The sequence below is a fragment of the Deinococcus radiophilus genome (assembly GCF_020889625.1).
GTDB classification, from domain to species: domain Bacteria; phylum Deinococcota; class Deinococci; order Deinococcales; family Deinococcaceae; genus Deinococcus; species Deinococcus radiophilus.
In genome coordinates, this window is sequence record NZ_CP086381.1 from 12978 (window position 1) to 33365 (window position 20388).

Genomic DNA, 20388 nt, shown 5'->3' on the forward strand with positions numbered 1-20388 from the left:
GCTTCAGTGCCATCCCATCGGGTACGGTGCATTCGACCCTCAACACCTCTTGGTTCATTCCAGACTTGCCAGCTGCCAGGGCTCCCTATGCTGACAAATGTGGACGAAACGTTTGACGATTTTCTACGTGCCGTGACTCACTTGGCTGTGCCCGCCGTGGTGGCGACCCTGGTGGGGGCCGGGGAGAGCCGCAAGCCGCTGGGTCGCCGGGCCATTTTTCTGGCGGGGCAAGAGCCGCTGGGTTCGGTCACGCTGGGCGGCTGCGCTGAAGGAGCACTCCGCAAAGCCGCCGATGAGATTTGCGTCAGCGGTCAATCCCGGTTGCTGGACGTGAAGCTGGGCAGCGAGGAAGCCTACGAATTTGGGATGACCTGCGCCGGACAAGTGACGGTTCAACTGACACCGACTCCGCCCGCTGCGGCACTGTGGAGAACGGTTGCCCAGGCGCGCTCAAACGGTGAGGTTCTGCGTCTTGTGACCCCGCTGGGAGCAGGCGCTGTTCCCTTTGCCCTGCTGCCTTCCGGCGAGGTGGTCACAGACGGTCAACCCGATCCGGCATTGTTGGCTCAGGCTCAAGCACTGACGCTGGACGAAGCAGTGTTGGATAGGCAAGAAGGTGCGTTTTTTGAAACGCGGTTGCCCCCTTCTGAACTGGTGATCGTGGGTGCCGGTCCCATTGCGCCCCCGCTGGCCCGCATGGCGGTGGTCGCCGGACTCCGGGTCACCGTTTGCGACGACCGCCCTGGTCGCCTCACACCTCAGCGCCTGCCGGATGCCCACGCCCTGCTGCTGAGTGCCCCAGACCAAGACCTCCGGCTGCCGCCACTCTCGGCGCGGTCCAGTGTGGTCATCATCTCACACGACTATGCCCATGAGGTGCCGGTGCTGCGGCAGGTGCTGGGGGCTGACGTGCCCTACGTGGCCATGGTGGCCAGCCGCCGCCGGGGGCAGGCAGTGCTGAATTTCCTGGCCGAAACTGGTGTAGAAGCCGAACAGCTGACGCGGGTCAGGACGCCAGCGGGACTGGACCTGGGGGCCGAGACACCTGCTGGAATTGCCCTGAGTATCCTGGCCGAAGTGGTAGCGGTACTGCACGGACGCACAGGCGGCCCACTCGCTCAGCGCTGAAGGGTCAGCCAAGTTTCAGCCTGGACCAGAGCTTGCGGTGTGTCCACATCCAGCAATTCTCCCGGCGGACAGGTGATTGTCACCGCCCCTTGCAGCAGCTTACGGGGTCCGTGATCGGCAGCGTCAAGGGCCAGCAATGGCGCGAACAGTTCCGCTCCCACCACCAGGGGAGGAGCACTGACCTCTCCGAAACGACATTGGACAGCCTGCACACCTGGTTTCCAGGCCGCCCGCAGCGCCCGGTGTGTTGCTGTGCTGATCAGCGGCATATCGGCGAGGCTGAAGACGGCTCCGTCCAGTCCCTCTGGCAGTGCCCGGACCGCCGCCTGAAATGAGGAGAGCAGGCCCAGTTCCGGTGTTGGGTTGATGGCGTAGGCGAACCCTAAACCTTCCAGCGCCGCTTGTATTTGCCGCCCAGCTTCGCCTGCTGGGATCACCGTCAGGCGGAACGGGTCAGCTGTATCCGTGAGCGCCTCGGCTGCCCAGCGAATCAGCGGCTTTCCGGCCAGTAGGACCAGTGGCTTGGGTACGGCTTGAAAAGGGGAGGCGGCCTGTCCCATCCGCTTCCCCTGTCCAGCCGCCAGCAGGATGCCCGCCAGCACCGGTCTACTGCGCTTAGTCACCGGCTCTGGGTGTCAGTGCGGCTTGCTCATTCCAGCCGGCCAGCACCTTGTCTACCGTCAGCGGGTAGTCGCGAATCCGGACACCCGCAGCGTTGTAGATCGCGTTGGCCACAGCTGCGCCGACCCCACAGATGCCCAGTTCGCCGACGCCTTTGCCCTTGAGCGGTGAGGACTTGTCATCCAGTTCTTCCAGGAAGATCACGTCCAGATCGGGAATGTCCGCATGGACCGGCACATGGTATTCGGCCAGGTCGTGATTTATGAACAGGCCCAGGTTACCGTCCACATGCATCTCTTCCATCAGTGCTGCGCCCACGCCCATCGTCATGCCCCCCAGGCACTGGCTGCGGGCCGTGACCGGGTTAAAGATGCGCCCGGCAGCGGCCACGCTCAGCAGGCGGCGCACCCGGATTTCTGCGGTCAGGTGATGCACCGCCACTTCGCAGAAGTGTGCCCCAAAGCTGGCCTGCGCGTACTGCTTGTTCAGGTCGCCCACGCTGGCATTGACCGTGGCCTCCAGCGGCTCGTCCGCATTGGCGGCCACGCTGCCCAGGCGGGTGCATTTCTCACCCTCCCACACCTCGCCATCTTTGAACACGGCTTTCTTGGGATCGTAGCCAGCGGCCTTGGCGATGACTTTGCGCAGTTCCTCGGCGGCGTAATAGACGCCCATGCCGGCGCTGTTGGCCCCCCACGAACCACCCGAACCACTGGACTTGGGAAATTCCGAATCGCCCAGGCGCACCTCCACGTCGTCCAGGCCCACGCCCAGCATCTCGGCGGCAGTTTGGCCCAAGATGGTGTACGACCCGGTACCGATGTCGGTCATCTGCGTTTCCAACGTAATTTTGCCGCCTTTTTCCAGGCGGAGGGTGGCGCCGCTGGGCTTGAGCAGGTTGCCCCTGAAAGCACTCGCCACGCCCAGGCCGATCAACCACTCGCCGTCGCGCCGCGCTCCCGGCTGCGCTTCACGCTGATCCCAGCCGAATTCCTCGGCGCCGCGCCGCAGGCAGTCCACCAGCCGGCGGCTCGAAAAGGGCCGTTCGGGCCCCTTGGCCGGATCGTAACTGATGTCGTTGATCACGCGCAGTTCGATAGGGTCCAAGTCCAGTTTCTCGGCCAGTTCGTCCATAGCGCATTCCAGGGCGAGCAGGCCCACCGCTTCGCCGGGCGCGCGCATGGAGCCGCCGGGCGGCAGGTGCAGTTCACTCAGGCGCTGGCGCACCAGGCGGTGTTCCCCGGCGTAGAGCAGCTTGGTCTGGTTGGCCGCAGTCTCGGCGCTCCCCCCCGGCAGATTTCCAGAGTAAGCATCATGACCGATGGCGTAAATGCGCCCCTCGCCGTCGGTACCGAAGCGCAGACGCTGAATGGTCGATGGCCGGTGACTGGTGTGGTTATAAATCTGCGGACGGGTCAGGGCACACTTGACCGGACGGCCCAGTTGGCGAGCGGCCACTGCACTCAGCACGGCGTCCCCGTAGAACATCAGTTTGGACCCGAAGCCCCCACCGATGAACTGCGCCACGATACGGATATTTTTTTGCGGCACGTTGAGGGTCATGGACAGGCCACGGTGAACCCAGTGCACCATCTGGTGTGAGGTGTACAGCGTGAGCTGATCGCCGTCCCACTCGGCGATGCTGGCATGGGGTTCCATCGGGGACTGAGACTGGTAAGGCGTGGTGTAGGTCACGTCCAGCTGCACGTCGGCTCGCTTAAATGCAGCAGCGAAATCACCAATCTTCTGGTCCTTGCTCTCCTCATCGCTGCCCGCCTTGTCAGCGTCTTCCATGACTTCGGCCAGCGAGTAGTCACCTTCACCGGTCTGGTCGTCGTATTCGATGACGATGGCAGCGGCAGCGGCGCGGGCTTGCTCGTAGGTCTCAGCGACCACGAAGGCTACCGCCTGGTGGTAGTAATCCACCTGATCGTCGGGCATTTGCGGGGTGGCGTCATCCTCCTGTGGCACGGGAGTGTCACTCTTGCCCTGAGCGGGCATGTTCTCGTGGGTCAGTACCAGCAGCACGCCGGGCAGGGCTTCTGCCGCGCTCACATCCACCGATTTGACTCTGCCGCGGGCCACACCAGCGCCCACCATGTAGCCGTAGGCCGGGTTCTCCGGCTCCTGATACTCGTAGGCATACGTGGCCTGGCCGGTCACTTTCAGCGGGCCTTCTTTACGGACATGCGGCCGGGTCAGCACCTTTTCCTGGTCCAGCGGATTGATGTCGGCGGGTTGGTCGAACTTGTGGCTCATGCGGCCCCTCCTTGCACCTGTGCGGCGTCCATCACGGTCTGCACCACCCGGCGGGCCAGGTCCAGCTTGAAGGCATTCTGATCGGTGGGCCGGGCCCCCTCAAATGCCGTATCTGTCACCGCCTGGGCACCCTCGTTCCAGCGCTCTTCGGCGGCCTCTACCCGCCAGGGTTTGGGGGCCACCCCACCAAAAGCCACCCGCGCAGTGCCGTCGGCTTGCACCACGGCAGCAACCGATACGAGCGCGAAAGCGTAAGACTGGCGGTCACGGGCCTTGTGATAAAAGTGTTGCCCTCCCAACGGTGCCGGCAGGGTCACGGCAGTGATCAGCTCACCCGGTTCCAGCGCTGTTTCAATGTGTGGGGTGTCCCCAGGCAGCAGGTGAAAGTCGGTGATGGAGATGGTGCGCTCACTGCCGTCCGGGCGTAAGGTGTGAATTTCCGCGTCCAGCACGCGCAGGGCTACCGCCATATCGCCGGGGTACTGGGCGATGCAGTGCTCGCTGGTCCCGATGACTGCCAAGGGGCGGTTGTAGCCGTCAATGGCGCCGCAGCCGGTTCCGGGCTCACGCTTGTTGCACGGCAGATTGGTGTCATAAAAGTACGGGCAGCGGGTCCGTTGCAGCAGATTGCCAGCCGTGGTGGCGCGGTTGCGAATTTGCCCCGACGCTCCAGCCAGAATGGCCCGGCTGAGCACCGCGTAGTCCTGGCGCACGCGCGGGTGTGCGGCCAGGTCAGTGTTGCGGACCAGCGCGCCGATTTTCAATCCACCCTCTTCCGTCTCCGTGATTTCGTCCATGCCAGCGCGGTTCAGGTCGACCAGTTGCTCCGGTGTCTCAATGTGCAGCTTCATCAGATCCAGCAGATTGGTGCCGCCGGCCAGGTATTTGCCGCCGTTCCCCAGCGCGTCTACCGCCTGCCCCGCCGAGTTGGCCCGGCTGTATTCAAAGGCTTTCATTCCGCGCCTCCATCATGGACCTGCCGCACCGCCTGCACGATATTGGGATAGGCGGCGCAGCGGCAGATGTTGCCGGACATCCGTTCACGCACTTCCAGATCTGAGTAGGCGACGTCGTTCAAGTCTTCGGTGACGTGGCTAGGAACACCGCGCCCGATCTCATCCAGAGTCGCTACTGCTGCCATGATCTGTCCCGGTGTGCAGTAGCCGCACTGAAAGCCGTCGCACTCCACAAAGGCGGCCTGCATGGGGTGTAGCTGCTCGGGACGGCCCAGTCCCTCAATAGTGGTAATTTCGTCACCGTCGTGGGTGACAGCCAACGACAGGCAGGAATTGATCCGGGTACCGTTCACATGTACCGTACAGGCCCCGCACTGGCCATGGTCACATCCCTTCTTGGTCCCGGTCAGGTGCAGATGCTCACGCAGGGCGTCCAGCAGGCTCACGCGGGGATCCAACTGGAGTTGCTGCTCTTGGCCATTGACCGTCAGCCGAACCGCCACGGTAGGCGGAACAGAACGGTCAGTGAACCCGTTAGAACTGGTCTGGGTCATGAGTCTCAGGGTAGCAGTCGATCTCAGTGCTCAGCCGTGAGAAAGGTTGGGGCTGGATCAATGTGTCGATTTGGGTCCAAAGGCAGTGGGTAGGAAATTCACCGATATTTTTTCCCTAACGCTTATACTGCGGCCTGTCCCAATTACACCTTCATTGGCAGCTGACCAGCAGCTGACTTTCCGTACGGGCCTCCCTATGTCTTCCGAACCGAAAGGTGGAACCCCATGACTCACGCTGGTGATTCAAGTCCAACCAACAACATTGGCCCCAAGGAGCCGACGGTGCAGCTGCTGTTTCCGCCTGGCCCGCTGCATCCCAAGAGCGGCGAGTGGACGGAAGTTCAGATTGATGGCGTCGCCCACCCCGCCCAGCTGGGTGAACCACTGCTGGACGTGATCAACCGCTCCGGCACCGAGCTGGCCCAGGTCTGCTATCACCCGCAGCTGGGGGCCATTCAGTCCTGTGATACCTGCACAGTCGAGGTGGACGGTCATCTCATCCGCGCCTGCGGCACCAAAGTGCAGGCTGGGCAGGTGGTCCGTACCCAGACCGAAGCGGCCCGCGCTGCGCAGCGCGACGCCTATGACCGCCTGATTGCCAACCATGTCCTGTACTGCACCGTCTGTGACAACAACAACGGCAACTGCGTGGTTCACAACACGCTCAGCACGCTGCGGCTGCAGCACCAACACCGTCCTTACCAGCCCAAAGGCGTCCCGAAAGACTTTTCCAATCCTTTTTACCGCTACGACCCCGATCAGTGCATCTTGTGCGGGCGCTGCGTGGAGGCCTGTCAGAACGTACAGGTCAATGAAACGCTCAGCATCGACTGGGAAGCCGAGCAGCCCGTGGTGCTGTGGGACGGTGGCGCTCCCATCGGTGACAGTTCATGCGTGAGCTGTGGTCACTGCGTGACGGTCTGTCCCTGCAACGCCCTGATGGAAACCTCCATGCTGGGCGAAGCGGGCCTGATGACCGATCTCCCACTGCCGGTGTTCAACGCTGCAGTAGAAGCCGTGAAGACAGTAGAACCCAGCAGCGGTCTGGAAGCCATCTTGCAGATTTCGGACATTGAGTCGCAGGCCCGCGAGGGGTACATCCAAAAGACCAAGACGGTCTGCACCTACTGCGGGGTGGGCTGCTCCTTTGACATCTGGACCAAGGGCCGCCACATCCTGAAAGTGGAGCCACAGTACGGAGCCGCCAACGGCATTTCCACCTGCGTGAAGGGCAAGTTCGGCTGGGACTACGTGAACAGCGAAGACCGCCTCACCTCTCCGCTGATCCGCGAGGGCAACCACTTCCGCGAAGTGGGCTGGGACGAGGCGCTGGACTACGTGGCCCGCCGCATGACCGACATCCGGGCGCAGTACGGGGCCAACGCCCTGTCGTTTATCGCCTCTAGCAAGTGCACCAACGAAGAAGCCTTTTTGGTGCAGAAGATGGCCCGGCAGGTGATCGGGACCAACAATGTGGACAACTGCTCGCGTTACTGCCAGAGCCCCGCCACGGTGGGCCTGGTGCGGACGGTGGGCTACGGCGGCGACTCCGGCACCATCAAGGATTTGGAGCAGGCCGATCTGATCATCGGCATCGGGACCAACACCGCCGAGAGCCATCCGGTGCTGGCCACCCGGCTCAAGCGGGCACAGAAGCTGGGCCGCCAGAAGATCATCATGGTGGATCTCCGCGAGCACGAGATGGCCCGCCGTGCTGATTTGTTCCTCCAGCCCAAACCCGCCAGTGACTTTATCTGGCTCTCGGCGGTGAGCCGCTACATTCTGGACAACGGTCTGGCCGCCGAGGAATTCCTCGCTGAGCACACCATAGGCCTGGACGAATACCGCGCCTCGCTGGAAGGCTACACCCTGGAGTACGCTGCCGAAGCCACCGGCTGGAGCGTAGAGACCTTGCGTGACCTGGCCGAAATGATCGCCGCGCACGAGCGCGTCTGCATCATGTGGGCGATGGGTGTGACGCAGCAGTGCGGTGGAAGTGAGACGAGCACGGCCATCTCCAACCTGCTGCTGGTCACGGGCAACTACGCTCGCCCTGGCACTGGCGCTTACCCCCTGCGCGGTCACAACAATGTGCAGGGCACCTCCGACATGGGGGCCATGCCCGATCAGGTGAGCGGCTACCAGAAAGTGGCCGACCCCGAAGTGCGTGCCCGCTTTGAAGCCGAATGGGGCACCCCCATCAGCCCTGAGCGCGGCCTGGACAACTCGCAGATGGTGGACGCCGCCATTGATGGTCGCCTCAAGGCCATGTGGCTGACCGGCGAGGAAATGAGCCTGACCGATGCCGACGTGAACCACCTGATCAAAGGTTACGAGGCGCTGGAGCTGTTTGTCGTGCAGGACCTGTACTTTACCAACACGGCCCGCTACGCCGACGTGATTCTGCCCGCCACGCCCAGCCTGGAAAAAGAAGGCACCTTCACTTCCACCGAGCGGCGTATTCAGCGGCTGTACGCAGCGATGGACCCGCTGCCCGGCACCATGCCCGACTGGCAGATCTATCAGGAAGTGGCCCGCCGGATGGGCTTCGAGTGGAACTACAGCTACCCCGGCGACATCATGGACGAGGTGGCCCGGCTCAGCCCGATGTTTGCTGGCGTTAGCTACAGCCGCTTGCAGGGCTATGACACCCTGTGCTGGCCGGTAGCCGCCGACGGCACCGATACGCCGCTGCTGTACACCGAGGGCTTTAACTTTGCCGACGGCAAGGCGCGGCTGTACCCCGCCGAATATGTGGGGCGCAGCGACGCTCCCGCCGCTGAGTATGACCTCCACCTGAACTCTGGGCGGATGCTGGAGCATTTCCACGAGGGCAATATGACCTTCCGGGTACCCGGCATCACCGCCAAGACCCCGGACGCTTTCGTGGAAATCAGCCCCGAGCTGGCTGCCGAGCGTGGCGTGGACACCGGAGACTGGGTGCGCGTAGTCAGCAAGAACGGCGCGTTGCGTCTGCGGGCTCTGGTCACCGAACGGGTAAGTGGCGGCGAGCTGTACATCCCCATGAACTCGCGTGATCTGGAAGGCAGCGTGAACCTGTTGACCGGCCAGAACCGCGACACGGTGACCAACACACCTGCCTATAAGGACACGGCGGTCCGCCTGGAAGTGCTGGACAGCCGCGGTGCCAACCCCTTGCCCCGCCACAATTTCCGCTACGGTCACCCCACTCCTCAGCGTGGCGTGGAAGTGGAGCGCAAGTGGGCACGTCCCGACTACAGCTTCCCTGACGGCAGTTATCACACGCCGACTGGGATGGACGACCATACCCAGGCGCTGGGCAGCGACGACTAACGTGCGATCAGCAGGAGGTGGCTGGCTGATTTGGGCTTGCTTCCCTACTGCTCTCGGTGACTCCGGAGGACTGATTTATGGCAAAAGCAATTCAATACACCCCGGCCCCCATCCAACCTGGGCAGCGGCTGGACGCGGCAACCCAGCAAGCCGAACCGGCCTTACAAGAAGCCCTGGTCCTGCTGACCGAGCTGCATGAGCGCGGTGGGCTGGAACTGGGCATCAAGCTGCTGCGCGGCGGTGAGGGCCTGACTGCGGCGGCCCTGGAAAAAGTAACCGGCGAAACCAGCACCAACCTGCTGCGGAATCTGGTCGAAGTGGGCAAGCTGGCCGGCGCAGTGGATCCCCGCGAGCTGGAAATTCTGATGACGGCAGTGGGTGGTGGTGTGAAAGAAGCGGCGCGCAACGTGGAACTGGGCCGGCGCCCCTCGCTGCCTGAAACCCTCAAGCTGTTAGGTGATCCAGACGTACAGCTGGCGCTGGGTGCGGCCCTGGGTCTGCTCAAGGGCGTCGGCGCTTCTCTGCGTGAGCAGCGTGAACAGCAGGGGCGCACCGACTGAAACCGCCTGGCCTCCCGTCCGCTGCACCCGCTGACCTCCTGAATGATGGCTGGCGGGTGTACCGTTATGGTGCCCAGGGGCTGAGTGGACCGTTTCCAGATCAGCTGGCCAATGAGGAACCGCTGGAGGTGCGTCAGCGCTGGCAGGGCACCGAGAGCCCACTTGGCGTGCTGATGCGGACGCCTGGAGCCGACTGGGAACTGCTGCGCGGTTGGCTCCACGCTGAGGGTCTAACTGTGCCGGGAGAGGTGCCTGCCTTACATGTCCATCCTGAGAATCACAACCTGTGGTGGTTGGACGCTCCGGTGCCGGACGATTACGCGGCCCGGCTGACTTCAGGTGCTTGCGGCATTTGCGGCTCTGGCAGCTTGGAGCGGCTGATGTTGCGGGCAGAAGCGTTGCCGCCAGGACCACCACTGGACCCAGCCTGGCTGGCCTCGCTGCCAGAGAGCTTACGGTCTGGACAGGCTGGATTTTCAGCAAGTGGTGGCCTGCACGGCGCAGCGCTGTTTCGTACCAGTGGCGAGCCCCTGTGCCTATATGAAGATATCGGGCGGCACAATGCGGCGGACAAGGTGGTGGGCTGGGCACTGAACCACCCGCACCTGGACCGCGCCCAGACGGTCCTGGTGATCAGCAGCCGCCTGGGCTATGAAATTGCACAGAAAGCTGTCCTGGCTGGCATTGGGGCAGTGGTGGGCGTAGGAGCCGCGACCACACTGGCCGCCCAGACGGCCCAGGTGTTTGGGCTGGTGCTGTGCGGCTTCGCGCGTGAAGGACGGCTGACGGTTTATGCCGGGGCTGAGCGGCTCACGCGGGAGACCGAGTGATCACCTGGTAGGCGAAAGACCCGCCCCTGATGTTTAGGACGGGTCTTTCGCCTACCAGGTGATACGCCGGTTACTGGGCTTCGACGGGAATATTCACTGCCTTGTCGCTGGTGGCTGTCACATCGACCTGTCCCAAGTAAGACCGCAAATCAGTATCCACCGTGGCCTTGAGAGTGTAAGTACCGGCGGGCAGGTTCAGCCTGTAGGGAATCTCCAGGCTGCTCAGCAGCTGGGCAGATTTGGTAAAGGGCGTTCCGACGGCCCGGCTGTCCTGATAGGCCTGTACAGTCAGATCGTAATACTTGGGCTTTGGCGTGGGCGTGGGCGCAGGTGCGCTGGTCAGGGCTTTGGCGGCGTTCACTGCACCGGGCAGGTTCAGTTGCTTATAGCTGCCTGCGGCCTTGCCACCGCTGATCAGGGCCTGGCGTACCTGGGCAGCGTTCAGGCCAGGGTAAGCGTTGCGGATCAGTGAAGCGGCCCCACTGACCAACGCTGACGCTTCGGAGGTGCCAGCGCTCAGCTTGTAGCCACTGCCCACATCCAGTTCGAGGATGCGGTCATCGCGTCCCCCACAGGAAGAGAGGTCCCCGCCGGGTGCCAGCATGTTCAGCGTCTGTCCACTCTTGGGACGAGCGCTGAAACAGGACATGACGCCCTGACTGTTCACCGCCCCCACGGCCAGCACATCCGGCTGGTTGGCAGGAAAATAAATGCCGTCGCCAGACGTATTGCCCGCTGCAGAAACCACCACGATGTCGGCGGCAGCGGCCCGGTCCAGGGCGGCCCGCACAGTGGGGTCACTGACCAGACCAGGGATGCCCAGGCTGACGTTGATCACCCGCGCTTTTTGGGCCACTGAGTAATCAATGCCCCGTGCCAGGCTGGCCGTGGTGGCAGCGGAGCCGTTGCCGCCCTGCTGATCTCCGAAGACTTTGACGGCCAGCAGCGGCCCAGCCCAGGTCACAGCGCTCAGGCCCACGCTGTTGTGGGTTGCTGCCCCAACCAAGCCCAGCATGGCCGTGCCGTGTCCACGCGGATGATTGTTGATCTCTGCAAAGTCGCTGTCCTGACCTGAGCAGGTGCCGCCGATCAGGGTAGAGCAGTAGTCGTACCCGCCTACGATCCGTGACTTCAGATCAGGATGGTTGCGGTCTGCGCCCGTGTCCAATACGGCCACTTTGGCTCCGGTGCGGTTCTTGCCGTTCGCGTCAAGTATTTTCCAGCCTTCCATGGCCTGAATCTGGGTCAGATAGGTCTGGTGCTGGGCTGCGCCACCTACCCGAACGCCAGCATTGCCCGGATAGCCGGGGTCGTTGGGAGTAGGTGCAGCTTGGACCTCATAGATGTAGTTGGGCTGTGAGGCCAGGCCACGCTCGGCCAGGGCGTCGGCCAGGGCCTGCGGGTCGGGCGTCTGTACGCGCAGCAGGCCCAGTTCGCCCAGCGGCTCAGTGGTCAGTCCGGCCAGCAAGGAACCAATACCCTCCTCGGAGCCGAGCCCCTGTGCGGAGAGGGTGTCCGGATCCGAGGCCACCAGCAGCTCACCTGGCACATGTGGCGCGGACCAGTCCGCTTCCGTGCCAGCCAGGCTCAGTGTGCCCGCAGGCAGATGAACCGTGCCGGAGATCGTGACCTTCTGGGGAGCAGGGGTAGGATTGCTGGGAGTGGATGGTGTGCTTGCCGTGCCGCCTCCACAGGCACTAAGCGTCAGTAGGCCTGCCAACGCGAAACTGGCGGTGTGCCGCAGACGGATTGTTTTTCTGTTCATACCCAGGAGTCTGTGCGCCAGAATGCAGGTGAACGTGAAAGTACCTGACTCAAAGTTCATGAGGACGTCCAGGACAGCGAAAAACCGTTTTATGACAACGAAACATTCGAACCGAAAATTAAGGTTTCTATAAGAAAGTGTGTGAGATGAACAGTGTCGCTGACTAGACATTTTGCGCAGGGACATGCAAACTGCGCCTATGACGAAAAAAGCAAGTAAAGCTGCTGCCGCCGCCCCTGCCGAGAAGATGAACAAGTCTCAGCTGGTGGAGAAAGTGGCCGAGCAGACCGGTCTGACCAAGAAGCAAGCTGACGAAGCTGTCAGCACCATGCTGGACACCATTGTTGACGCCCTGCGTGGCGGCAGCAGCGTGGGCCTGCCCGGCCTGGGCACCCTGAGCGTCAAGGAGACTGCTGCCCGTACCGGTGTCAAGCCTGGCACCACCGAGCGCATCCAGATTCCTGCTGGCAAGAAAGTGGCTTTCAAAGTCGCTACCACCCTCAAGGGCAACCTGTAATTTTTTACTCCTGATCAAAAAAGTGGCGGCCTGATCGGCCGCTCTTTTTTTGCTCTTAGGTCACCGTGGGGCAGGTGGCCCACTTACGGTAATCAGAGTTTCCGGCCCCTGCCGCACGGCGCTGTACTGGATGCGCTCGGCTCCGCGTGCCAGAAAAGCAGAGTAGTCGTTGCTCAGCAGGTCGTCGGTCTGCGGAATGTACCCGGCTTCGGTAAAGACCGGGAGCAGCGCCTTGGGCTGCCAGCCGGAGACGCGGAACTGCTCAACCCGTCCCAGCCGTTCACGGACCTCCTGACGGTAACTGGCCGAGGCTGGACACTCTGGTTGAAGGTCTGCTGGAATTGACGCCAGCCCCCATACCTGGCCCGGCTGGTCAAAGCAATACAGGTCACCCAGCCAGCGGCGCTCCGATTGCCAGAAGATCAGCGCCAGCAGCAAGAGAGCAGCGGCGACCATCAGCCCGACCCTATGAACCGTCTTCATCGCTCTCCAGCATGTGCGCTGTCATGGTGTTCAGGAGATTGCTGACGTGGGTGTCGTGTAGGGCGTAGTAGACATTGCGGCCCTCTTTGCGCGGACGTACGGCGCGGTGTGCTCGCAGCAGCTGTAGGGAGTGACTGACACTGCTCTCACTGGCACCGGTCACTGCCGCCAGGTCGCATACGCACAGCTCGCCGCCTTGCAAGACCAGCAGCAGCCGCAGTCGCCCCGGTTCGCCCAGCAGTTTGAACAGCGCTGCCGAGGCGCTTAGGGCCTCTTCGTCAGGCATAGACTGCCGGGCCGTGTGGACCGCTGCCGGGTGGACACAGCGGACCCCGCAGACTTCAGTCGGGGACTCAGTCATGGCGGTGTCCTTGAAAGGCGGGAACCAGCTGTCCGGCCCGAATGGCAGCCAGACGGCGGTTCATCAGGTGACGCACCATATGGCGGTAGAGCGTCCCCTGCACCCCTGAAAACTGATGGTGATACTGATAAAACTCATCCGGTGAGTCGTACACGCCCAGGTCCCTTTCTATACCCTCCCGCTGGATAAAAGGATCACTGCGTCTCGCATCCAGCGGAGGGTCACTCAGATGCAGCGTAGCGGCCCCATAGCCACAAAACGCCTGTTGATCTGGAAAAGCCTGTTGCAGCCGGTGCAGGTAGGCGCGGTCCAGAATAAAGCCTTCCAACGTCAGGGTTTTGCCGGGCAGGGGGACCTCCACCCAGCTGTGCAGGATCTGCGGCGGCGCCAGACGGTAAGCCAGCCCGGTCAGGATGCCGCGCTGCAACTCCTTGTGAATGGTAAACCCGTGCAGCTGGCAGGGCAAACCGGCGGCCCGCAGCAGCGCCATCAGTAGGATCGCTTTGGTGTTGCACTGGCCATAGCCGTCACTCAGCACCCGGGAGGCGGGCAGATCGTCCTGGCGGTTGTATCCGAATGGGACGCGGTCCTGCACAAAGTGATGCACGGCCTGAATGCGCTGCTCTGTAGGCTGGTCACGCCAGCCGTAGGCCTGCACCAGCGTCCGTATGGCGGGATGGTGAAAGTCCAGTAGCGGGGTGGCGCGCAGGAGTGACCCGTTCACGCTTTACTCCTGCCGGGCTGCCAGCCCAGCAGCCGCAGGGCATGAAGTGTGACCAACACGGTAGCTCCGGTGTCGGCCAGGACCGCCAGCCAGAGCCCGGTGTAGCCCAGCAAGGTGGTGACCAGAAACACCGCCTTAAGGCCCAGCGCCAGGGCAATATTGATCCGGACGTTGCTCATCGTCTGCTTGGCCAGTTCCAGCAGGTCCGGTACGCCGCTCAGCCGTCCGTGCATCAGCACCACGTCGGCGCTCTCAATGGCCACGTCGGTGCCAGACCCAACCGCAATCCCCACGTCAGCGCGGGCCAGGGCCGGGGCATCATTGATCCCGTCGCCCACCATCGCCACTGGGCCAGGCAGTTCACCGATGATCCGCAGCTTGTCTCCGGGCAGCAGCTCAGCGCAAATCTCGGAGACGCCCAGTCCCTGGCCAATCGCGGCTGCCGTGCGGGCATTGTCCCCAGTCAGCATGACCGTCTTTAGGTCAGCATCTTGCAGGCGTTTCAGTGCGGCATGCGCATCGGCGCGGGGTTGGTCGCGCAGGGCCAGGGCACCCAGAACTTCGCTCTCACTGTGTAGCACGCTTACGGTGTGCCCCTCAGCTTCCATTGCTTCTATCTGTAAACGCAGTTCTGGCATCAGGCCCACCACTTCCTCAGCGTGGCGCGGTGACGAGACGCTCAGTCTCTGGCCTTCCACCTCGGCCTGCACACCGCGTCCACCTAGCGCCTGAGCCTGAAGGCCTTCGGGGATGCTCAGCCCACGCTGCTCGGCCGCCGTACGAATGGCCAGCGCCAGCGGGTGGCTGTTGCCGGTCTCGACTCCTGCCGCCAGGCGGAGCACCTGCTCCGTGGCCCCGATGATTTCGGTGACTTGCGGACGACCCTCAGTCAGCGTGCCCGTCTTATCAAGGGCCACTGTCCGCACGCCCGCCAAGGCTTCAAGCACCGCCCCGCCGCGCACCAGCAGGCCCCGGCGGGCACCGGCGCTCAGCGCACTGGTCATGGCCGCTGGCACACTGAGGACCAGGGCACAGGGACAGCCGATGAGCAGCAAGGCCAGTCCCTTATAGATCCATGGCAACCACTCGGCTCCAGTCAGCAGCGGTGGCAGTGTGGCGGTCAGGACGCCGGCCAGCAAGATCAGTGGGGTGTACCAGGCGCTGAACCGGTCAATGAACCGCGCCGTCGGAGCGCGGCTGGACTGCGCCTCTTCCACCAGGCGGATGATCCGGGCCACCGTATTGTCGCCCGCTGGGCGGGACACCTGAACGTCCAAGACACCTTCGCCGTTGATGCTGCCCGCGTAGACTTCTTGCCCTTCGCCTTTATGGACTGGGACGCTCTCGCCCGTCACTGGGCTGTCGTCCAGGCTGGACGCTCCAGCCACGATCACGCCGTCGGCAGGCACCCGCGCCCCGGTTCCGACCCGAATCTGCTGGCCTGGTTGCAGGAGATCGGCACTCACTTCGCGTACCGACCCACCTTCCAGCAGCTGCGCTGTCCTCGGCGTCAGCGCGGCGAGGGCGCGGATGCCCTGCCGGGCGCGGCCTGCGGCGTAGCCTTCCAGCCATTCGCCTACCGCGAACAGCGCGACCACAGCAGTTCCTTCGGCGGCTTCGCCAATCGTCACCGCGCCTACCACGGCGATGGTCACCAGGGTATTGATGGTAAAGGGTTGCCCGCGCCGGGCAGCGGCCCACGCACTGCGGGCCAGCGGGAAAGCGGCCAGCAGGGCCGCTGCCGAGAAAGCGAGGTCGGCTGCCCGCGGATACACCCAGCTCACCGCGACCGCCAGCATCGCCGCACTGACGCTCAGGAGTAGCAGTCTGCCCTTGGGCGTGGTGTGCCAGGCGGGTTCGTCGCTGCCCTGGGCTCCTTGCAGTGTCACCGGATGTCCCAGACGACTTAGCTCGGCTTCCAGCGCCGCGCGGCTGGTCTGTGTCTCGTCCAGGTGCAGACGGAGGCTCTGGGCCGCAACGCTCAGCTGCACTTCGCTGACACCGGGCAGGTGGCCCAGCACACCGTCCACCGTGCGCACGCAATTCGCGCAGTCCAGGCCCTGTACCCGGTAATCCAGTGGGGTGGGTTGGGTGGAAGAAGAGGTCATGCCTTCAGCCTAGTTGAACATCTGAACAGTTGTTCATAGATGCGAAATGAGAATCGGAGATCAGCGCTACACTGCCCCCATGACCCAACCTGACCCCAACCCCAGGCCGCCGGTTGGCCACTCCGTCCCTGAGATGCCGGAGCATTCTGATCCCCCCGTAACCCGCAACCACCGTGCCTCGCAGGAGCGTCCGGCATTTGCGGTCAATGGCTTCATGGCCTTTATCGTGCTGGGACTGGCGACGGTGGCCCTGCTGTTTGTCGGTTGGCAACTGTTGGGCACGCTTCTGACCAGCGCCGCGGCGACGATTGGGCTGGCCCCACTGCTGATTCTGCTGTTCCCGCTGGCGGGCGTTCTGCTCCGTGGCTTTTTCGTGGTGGCCCCCAACCAGGCGGTGGTGCTGACCCTGTTCGGGAAATACATCGGCACGGTGCGTCAGAACGGCTACTTCTGGGCCAATCCGTTTGCAGGCCGCCAGGACATCTCGCTGCGCATCCGCAACTTCCAGTCCGAGCGGGTCAAGGTCAATGATGCCGCCGGTAACCCCGTCGAGATCGCTGCGGTGATTGTCTGGCGCGTGGTAGACACGGCCCGCGCCTCCTTCGACGTGGAGAACTACAACTCGTTCGTGGATATCCAGTCCGAAACGGCGCTGCGTCATCTGGGTACGGCCTTCGCCTACGAGGCTTATGGCACCGACGAACATGGTGAACCCGTCGTCTCGCTGCGGGGCCGCCCCGACGAGGTGGCCCAGTACTTGCGTGAGGACCTGCAGGCCCGCTTGGCCCTGGCCGGGGTCGAGGTGCTGGACGCCCGTATCAGCCACCTGGCCTACGCGCCCGAAATTGCCAGCGCCATGTTGCAGCGCCAGCAAGCGGAAGCGGTGCTCCAAGCCCGTCAGGTGATCGTGGAAGGGGCGGTCGGGATGGTGCAGATGGCCATCGAGCGGCTGGAACGTGACGGTGTGGTCGAACTGAACACCGAGAACCGCGCCGAGCTGGTCAACAACCTGCTGGTGGTGTTGACCTCTGAACGCGGAGCGCAGCCGACCCTGAATTCCGGCAGATAAGTCCAGCGGACTGTTACAGGGCCGAAATGTCCACCCTAGGATTTCGGCCCTTTCTTCTGCACTCAGGCAGACTTTTGGGCTGGTGGATTCACCAGCTTCAGGCCCACCAGAGCGGCAATCAGTCCGGCCAGCAGGGCCAGGCGCAGGGGACTGAGTTCTTCGCCGAACAGCGCCGCGCCCAGTGTGACCGCCCCAACGGCCCCAATGCCAGTCCAGATGGCGTAGGCGGTACTGAGTGGAATGGTTTTGATTGCCTGGGCCAAACACTCGAAGCTCAGGACAGCCAGCACCACGAAGGCCACCATGTAATTGGAGTGGTCCTGACTCAATTTCAGGGCTGTCGCCATGCCGATCTCGAACAGGCCAGCCAGCAGCAGCCATGCCCAGCCCTTCATGCCGCGCCTCCGGTCAGGCGCAGCGCCGCAATCAGGGCCACCACCACCGCCAGCAGGGCCAGTTGCCGCCACCCCAACCGCTCACCGAAAAAGAGCGCTCCAACCAGGACCGTTCCCACCGCCCCGATGCCGGTCCACACGCTATACGCCGTACCAAGCGGAATGGTCTTCATCGCCTCTTCCAGAAAGCTGAAACTGACAAAGGCACACACCAGAAACAGCCAGATGTAGTTCTTATTTTTCTGTTCCAGCTTGAGGGCCGTCGTGAACCCCACCTCGAACAGTCCAGCCAACAGCAATGCGGTCCATCCCATGTTCTGCCTCCTTATTCGCACGTCTGTGCGAAATTCACAGCTCTATAGATAGCACATTTGTGCTAAAAAGGATGATGCCCAAACAGGTGAATCACGACGAACGCCGCGCCGAGCTGGCTGAGGCAGTCTGGACCTTGATTCGCCGCGCTGGAATCGCGGGCGTGACCATCCGGGCTCTGGCCCAGGAAAGCGGCTGGTCCAGCGGCGCGGTGCGTCACTATCTGCCCAGCCGCGCCGCCATTCTGACCTTCGCCGCCGAGCAGCTCAGCGCTCAGGCGGAGGCCCACCTGCGGAGCTTGCCACTCTCTGGAACTCCGCGTGAGAATCTCCTGGCCTTTTTGCGGGCCACGCTGCCCTTGGATGCCGAGAGCCGCGCGATGATGGAAGTTTGGCTGGCCTTTGTGGGGGCGTCAGTGGGTGATCCGGACCTGGCGGGAGTACAGGGTCTGACTTACCACGACCTCAATGCGGCATTGGTGGAGGTGCTGATCCAGTTGGAGAACCAGGGGTGGACGTTGGGCAGCGATCCTGCTCTGGGCGCTCTGGACCTGCAAGCGGTGCTAGATGGCCTGAGTGTTCACCTGTTGCTGGGCGTCATCACGCCCGCCCAGGCTGAGGCTGCCCTGGAACGTAGTGTGGACCGACTGTTGCAGCCGCCGACATAATGGCAACCATGACCGAAGTACAGACCCTGGACCTGATCGTCGCGCTGGTGGTGGTGTTCGACCTGATCACCGGGCATTTTCTGAGTGCGCGGCAGCTGAAACTGGCCGAACAGATGCCCGAACCTGTAGACCGCGAGCAGATGCGGGCGCGGGCCGAGCGGGGCCGCATCATGCTGATGTATGTCTCGCCGCTGATACTGGTGGTGCTGTACTTACTGTGGCTGCGCCCTTCCGTGGCGTAATTGCTCACCCCTCAGGCCTTGTCCCGCACCTGATAGACCTCACCTCGCAGCGCGGCCTGAGCCGCTTCGGCGTCGCTCCACTCGTAGACAGTTTGCCCCCGCTGTAAAAAGTGCTCCCCGCCCTTGTTGGCGATCAAGACGGTGTCCAGTGGGGTGGCATGTTGCACAGCGTAGGCAATGGCTTCGGCGCGGTCCCCGATGCATTTGAAGTTGGGCCGGGTCGCTGCCGCTGCCATCACGTCCAGAATCTGGTTCAGTGGGGTGTCCCGGTGATCGGCTTCGGTGAGGATCACGCGGTCGGCCAGGGCGGTGGCTGCCGCCGCCATCGGCTCCCACTTGGACGAGTCGCGCCCCCCGGCTGCGCTGCCCACGATCACCCACAGCTGCCCGGCGGTGAGGGGACGCAGCGCCTGCAGCGCATTGCTGAGGCTGTCCGGTGTATGCGCCGAATCGGAGATCACGCGGGGTTGATCCGGCGCACTGAGCAGCAGCTGCATCCGGCCCGGCGGCCCCTCAAATTGGCTCAGGCCACGCTGCAGGTCCTCGGCGCTGGCCCCGAAGCGCCAGGCCACCGCCATCGCTGCCAGGGCGTTGCCCATCTGAAAGTGGCCGGTGAGTGGCAGAGCGGCGCGGAAACGGCCCGCTGGACCGTCCACCAGAAACGAGGCCCGTCCGTCCGCTTCCTCCCGCAAATCCGAGGCCCGCCAGTCGGAACTGCCCCTGGCGGCGCTGTAGGTGGTTTCCTCATTCGCCGCGCCGCGTAGCCGCTCGGTCCAGGGATCGTCGGCGTTCAGCACCGCAAACGGCGCTGCCTCGATCAGGCGTCGTTTGGCCGCAAAGTAGTTTTCCAGGCTGCCGTGAAAGTCCAGATGTTCACGGCTGAGGTGGGTCCAGACGGCCGCGTCCCAGGCCACACCGCGCACCCGTTCCAGTGTCAGCGCGTGGCTGCTGGTTTCGATCACGGCGGCCTGCGCCCCGCTCCTGCGCATCTGGGCCAGGAGGCCCTGCAACTGTGGAGCTTCGGGCGTCGTGAAGTGAGCCGGGTAATGCCGCAGTTCGCCGTCCGGCAGTTGATAGCCTGCTGAGCTGAGCAGTCCGGTTTCCATTCCCCCGGCCCGCAGCAGTGCCGCTGTCAGCCAGGCAGTGGTGGTCTTGCCGTCGGTCCCGGTGACGCCGATCACGGTCATCGCCTGACTGGGTGACCCGGCCAACAGTGCAGCAGCGTCGGCCAGCGCAGTTCTGGCCGTAGGAACGCTCAGGTAGGGCAGCGGTGTGACTGCACCATCCTGCAGACCTTCGCCCACAGCAGCGACGGCTCCACGCTGGGCCGCCTGATTCAAAAACTGGTGTCCGTCAGCCTGCTGGCCCCGAATCGCCACGAAGACATTTCCCGGAGCGGTCCAGTCGGCGCGGTGTGTTACGCCGGTCACTTCCGGGTCAGTGGTGGGAACAGAGGGTAGGGGCCAGCCGAGAGCGGCGGCCAGATCGCTCAGGCGCATGCCCAGCATCATACGTGCCTGTG

At 63.5% G+C, this 20388-nt stretch carries 20 protein-coding genes; 8 read left to right on the forward strand and 12 right to left on the reverse strand.

From position 1 onward, the window contains the following. Window positions 1–99 precede the first annotated feature (99 nt). Window positions 100–1128, forward strand: a complete 1029-nt coding sequence (locus LMT64_RS10935; RefSeq protein ID WP_229253485.1) for an XdhC family protein — start codon at window positions 100–102, stop codon at window positions 1126–1128. Here LMT64_RS10935 and LMT64_RS10940 read toward each other — a convergent pair. The 4 genes from LMT64_RS10940 to LMT64_RS10955 are packed head-to-tail and all read right to left on the reverse strand — an operon-like array spanning window position 1119 to window position 5518. Next, window positions 1119–1751 carry a nucleotidyltransferase family protein gene (locus LMT64_RS10940; RefSeq protein WP_229253486.1) on the reverse strand — a complete coding sequence of 211 codons (633 nt, stop codon included), beginning with the start codon at window positions 1749–1751 and terminating at the stop codon, window positions 1119–1121. The two genes, LMT64_RS10935 and LMT64_RS10940, sit on opposite strands and share 10 nt — an antisense overlap. Continuing rightward, on the reverse strand, window positions 1744–4008 hold the full coding sequence (locus LMT64_RS10945) for a xanthine dehydrogenase family protein molybdopterin-binding subunit (protein ID WP_126352383.1): 2265 nt from the start codon (window positions 4006–4008) through the stop codon (window positions 1744–1746). The genes LMT64_RS10940 and LMT64_RS10945 overlap by 8 nt, the downstream gene beginning before the upstream one ends. Beyond that, window positions 4005–4964 carry an FAD binding domain-containing protein gene (locus LMT64_RS10950; protein WP_126352384.1) on the reverse strand — a complete coding sequence of 320 codons (960 nt, stop codon included), beginning with the start codon at window positions 4962–4964 and terminating at the stop codon, window positions 4005–4007. The genes LMT64_RS10945 and LMT64_RS10950 overlap by 4 nt, the downstream gene beginning before the upstream one ends. After that, the gene (locus LMT64_RS10955) at window positions 4961–5518 is read right to left on the reverse strand and encodes a 2Fe-2S iron-sulfur cluster-binding protein (protein ID WP_126352385.1); all 558 of its coding nucleotides are present in this window, start codon (window positions 5516–5518) and stop codon (window positions 4961–4963) included. The genes LMT64_RS10950 and LMT64_RS10955 overlap by 4 nt, the downstream gene beginning before the upstream one ends. A 225-nt stretch (window positions 5519–5743) precedes the next feature. Here LMT64_RS10955 and fdhF point away from each other — a divergent pair, with 225 nt between their 5' ends. The 3 genes from fdhF (at window position 5744) to LMT64_RS10970 (ending at window position 10223) form a co-directional block, all read left to right on the forward strand. After that, a complete protein-coding gene (fdhF, locus tag LMT64_RS10960) occupies window positions 5744–8833 on the forward strand; it encodes a formate dehydrogenase subunit alpha (protein WP_126352386.1) in 3090 nt (1029 codons plus the stop codon). 77 nt (window positions 8834–8910) lie between these two features. Then, window positions 8911–9393 (forward strand): DUF1641 domain-containing protein, encoded by a 483-nt coding sequence (locus LMT64_RS10965; protein ID WP_126352387.1) that lies wholly within the window; start codon window positions 8911–8913, stop codon window positions 9391–9393. Between the two features lie 56 nt (window positions 9394–9449). Then, a complete protein-coding gene (locus LMT64_RS10970; RefSeq protein ID WP_229253487.1) occupies window positions 9450–10223 on the forward strand; it encodes a formate dehydrogenase accessory sulfurtransferase FdhD in 774 nt (257 codons plus the stop codon). A gap of 70 nt (window positions 10224–10293) precedes the next feature. Here the strand turns inward: LMT64_RS10970 and LMT64_RS10975 are convergent, their stop codons facing one another. Further along, complete coding sequence (locus LMT64_RS10975; protein WP_126352389.1) at window positions 10294–11988, reverse strand: S8 family peptidase; 1695 nt, start codon at window positions 11986–11988, stop codon at window positions 10294–10296. A gap of 199 nt (window positions 11989–12187) precedes the next feature. On the opposite strand from LMT64_RS10975, the gene LMT64_RS10980 reads away from it, so the two are divergent. Further along, complete coding sequence (locus LMT64_RS10980; protein ID WP_170166009.1) at window positions 12188–12505, forward strand: HU family DNA-binding protein; 318 nt, start codon at window positions 12188–12190, stop codon at window positions 12503–12505. A 60-nt stretch (window positions 12506–12565) separates the two neighbouring features. Here LMT64_RS10980 and LMT64_RS10985 read toward each other — a convergent pair whose 3' ends face one another. Genes LMT64_RS10985 through LMT64_RS11000 form a run of 4 tightly spaced genes read right to left on the reverse strand, consistent with a single transcriptional unit; the run spans window position 12566 to window position 16181 of the window. After that, window positions 12566–12961 (reverse strand): hypothetical protein, encoded by a 396-nt coding sequence (locus tag LMT64_RS10985; protein ID WP_229253489.1) that lies wholly within the window; start codon window positions 12959–12961, stop codon window positions 12566–12568. Between the two features lie 10 nt (window positions 12962–12971). Beyond that, window positions 12972–13349 (reverse strand): ArsR/SmtB family transcription factor, encoded by a 378-nt coding sequence (locus LMT64_RS10990; protein WP_126352391.1) that lies wholly within the window; start codon window positions 13347–13349, stop codon window positions 12972–12974. Further along, window positions 13342–14073, reverse strand: coding sequence for a transglutaminase-like domain-containing protein (locus tag LMT64_RS10995; protein ID WP_126352392.1), 732 nt, complete (start codon window positions 14071–14073; stop codon window positions 13342–13344). Before LMT64_RS10995 ends, LMT64_RS10990 begins: the two co-directional genes overlap by 8 nt. Beyond that, window positions 14070–16181, reverse strand: a complete 2112-nt coding sequence (locus LMT64_RS11000; RefSeq protein WP_126352393.1) for a heavy metal translocating P-type ATPase — start codon at window positions 16179–16181, stop codon at window positions 14070–14072. Before LMT64_RS11000 ends, LMT64_RS10995 begins: the two co-directional genes overlap by 4 nt. A gap of 79 nt (window positions 16182–16260) precedes the next feature. On the opposite strand from LMT64_RS11000, the gene LMT64_RS11005 reads away from it, so the two are divergent. Beyond that, window positions 16261–17250 (forward strand): SPFH domain-containing protein, encoded by a 990-nt coding sequence (locus tag LMT64_RS11005; protein WP_126352394.1) that lies wholly within the window; start codon window positions 16261–16263, stop codon window positions 17248–17250. A gap of 62 nt (window positions 17251–17312) precedes the next feature. Here LMT64_RS11005 and LMT64_RS11010 read toward each other — a convergent pair whose 3' ends face one another. Together LMT64_RS11010 and LMT64_RS11015 are read right to left on the reverse strand one after the other, a co-directional pair. Further along, window positions 17313–17645: a DMT family transporter gene (locus LMT64_RS11010; RefSeq protein WP_126352395.1), complete on the reverse strand. Its 333-nt coding sequence runs from the start codon at window positions 17643–17645 to the stop codon at window positions 17313–17315. Next, on the reverse strand, window positions 17642–17959 hold the full coding sequence (locus LMT64_RS11015) for a DMT family transporter (RefSeq protein ID WP_126352396.1): 318 nt from the start codon (window positions 17957–17959) through the stop codon (window positions 17642–17644). The genes LMT64_RS11010 and LMT64_RS11015 overlap by 4 nt, the downstream gene beginning before the upstream one ends. A 71-nt stretch (window positions 17960–18030) precedes the next feature. On the opposite strand from LMT64_RS11015, the gene LMT64_RS11020 reads away from it, so the two are divergent. Next, window positions 18031–18624: a TetR/AcrR family transcriptional regulator gene (locus tag LMT64_RS11020; protein ID WP_229253490.1), complete on the forward strand. Its 594-nt coding sequence runs from the start codon at window positions 18031–18033 to the stop codon at window positions 18622–18624. An 8-nt stretch (window positions 18625–18632) separates the two neighbouring features. Beyond that, window positions 18633–18866 (forward strand): MFS transporter, encoded by a 234-nt coding sequence (locus LMT64_RS11025; protein ID WP_126352398.1) that lies wholly within the window; start codon window positions 18633–18635, stop codon window positions 18864–18866. 11 nt (window positions 18867–18877) lie between these two features. On the opposite strand, the gene LMT64_RS11030 is transcribed toward LMT64_RS11025, so the two are convergent. After that, window positions 18878–20365 carry a Mur ligase family protein gene (locus LMT64_RS11030; RefSeq protein WP_126352399.1) on the reverse strand — a complete coding sequence of 496 codons (1488 nt, stop codon included), beginning with the start codon at window positions 20363–20365 and terminating at the stop codon, window positions 18878–18880. Window positions 20366–20388 lie beyond the last annotated feature (23 nt).

What these genes read in the sequence shown, in the direction of transcription:
- LMT64_RS10955 (WP_126352385.1), bottom strand. Translation starts at nt 5,518, where the DNA reads ATGACCCAGACCAGTTCTAACGGGTTCACTGACCGTTCTGTTCCGCCT.
- LMT64_RS11000 (WP_126352393.1), bottom strand. Translation starts at nt 16,181, where the DNA reads ATGACCTCTTCTTCCACCCAACCCACCCCACTGGATTACCGGGTACAG.
- LMT64_RS10950 (WP_126352384.1), bottom strand. Translation starts at nt 4,964, where the DNA reads ATGAAAGCCTTTGAATACAGCCGGGCCAACTCGGCGGGGCAGGCGGTA.
- LMT64_RS11025 (WP_126352398.1), top strand. Translation starts at nt 18,633, where the DNA reads ATGACCGAAGTACAGACCCTGGACCTGATCGTCGCGCTGGTGGTGGTG.
- LMT64_RS11020 (WP_229253490.1), top strand. Translation starts at nt 18,031, where the DNA reads ATGATGCCCAAACAGGTGAATCACGACGAACGCCGCGCCGAGCTGGCT.
- LMT64_RS11015 (WP_126352396.1), bottom strand. Translation starts at nt 17,959, where the DNA reads ATGGGATGGACCGCATTGCTGTTGGCTGGACTGTTCGAGGTGGGGTTC.
- LMT64_RS10975 (WP_126352389.1), bottom strand. Translation starts at nt 11,988, where the DNA reads ATGAACAGAAAAACAATCCGTCTGCGGCACACCGCCAGTTTCGCGTTG.
- fdhF (WP_126352386.1), top strand. Translation starts at nt 5,744, where the DNA reads ATGACTCACGCTGGTGATTCAAGTCCAACCAACAACATTGGCCCCAAG.
- LMT64_RS10965 (WP_126352387.1), top strand. Translation starts at nt 8,911, where the DNA reads ATGGCAAAAGCAATTCAATACACCCCGGCCCCCATCCAACCTGGGCAG.
- LMT64_RS10990 (WP_126352391.1), bottom strand. Translation starts at nt 13,349, where the DNA reads ATGACTGAGTCCCCGACTGAAGTCTGCGGGGTCCGCTGTGTCCACCCG.
- LMT64_RS11030 (WP_126352399.1), bottom strand. Translation starts at nt 20,365, where the DNA reads ATGCGCCTGAGCGATCTGGCCGCCGCTCTCGGCTGGCCCCTACCCTCT.
- LMT64_RS10980 (WP_170166009.1), top strand. Translation starts at nt 12,188, where the DNA reads ATGACGAAAAAAGCAAGTAAAGCTGCTGCCGCCGCCCCTGCCGAGAAG.
- LMT64_RS10985 (WP_229253489.1), bottom strand. Translation starts at nt 12,961, where the DNA reads ATGGTCGCCGCTGCTCTCTTGCTGCTGGCGCTGATCTTCTGGCAATCG.
- LMT64_RS11010 (WP_126352395.1), bottom strand. Translation starts at nt 17,645, where the DNA reads ATGAAGGGCTGGGCATGGCTGCTGCTGGCTGGCCTGTTCGAGATCGGC.
- LMT64_RS11005 (WP_126352394.1), top strand. Translation starts at nt 16,261, where the DNA reads ATGACCCAACCTGACCCCAACCCCAGGCCGCCGGTTGGCCACTCCGTC.
- LMT64_RS10945 (WP_126352383.1), bottom strand. Translation starts at nt 4,008, where the DNA reads ATGAGCCACAAGTTCGACCAACCCGCCGACATCAATCCGCTGGACCAG.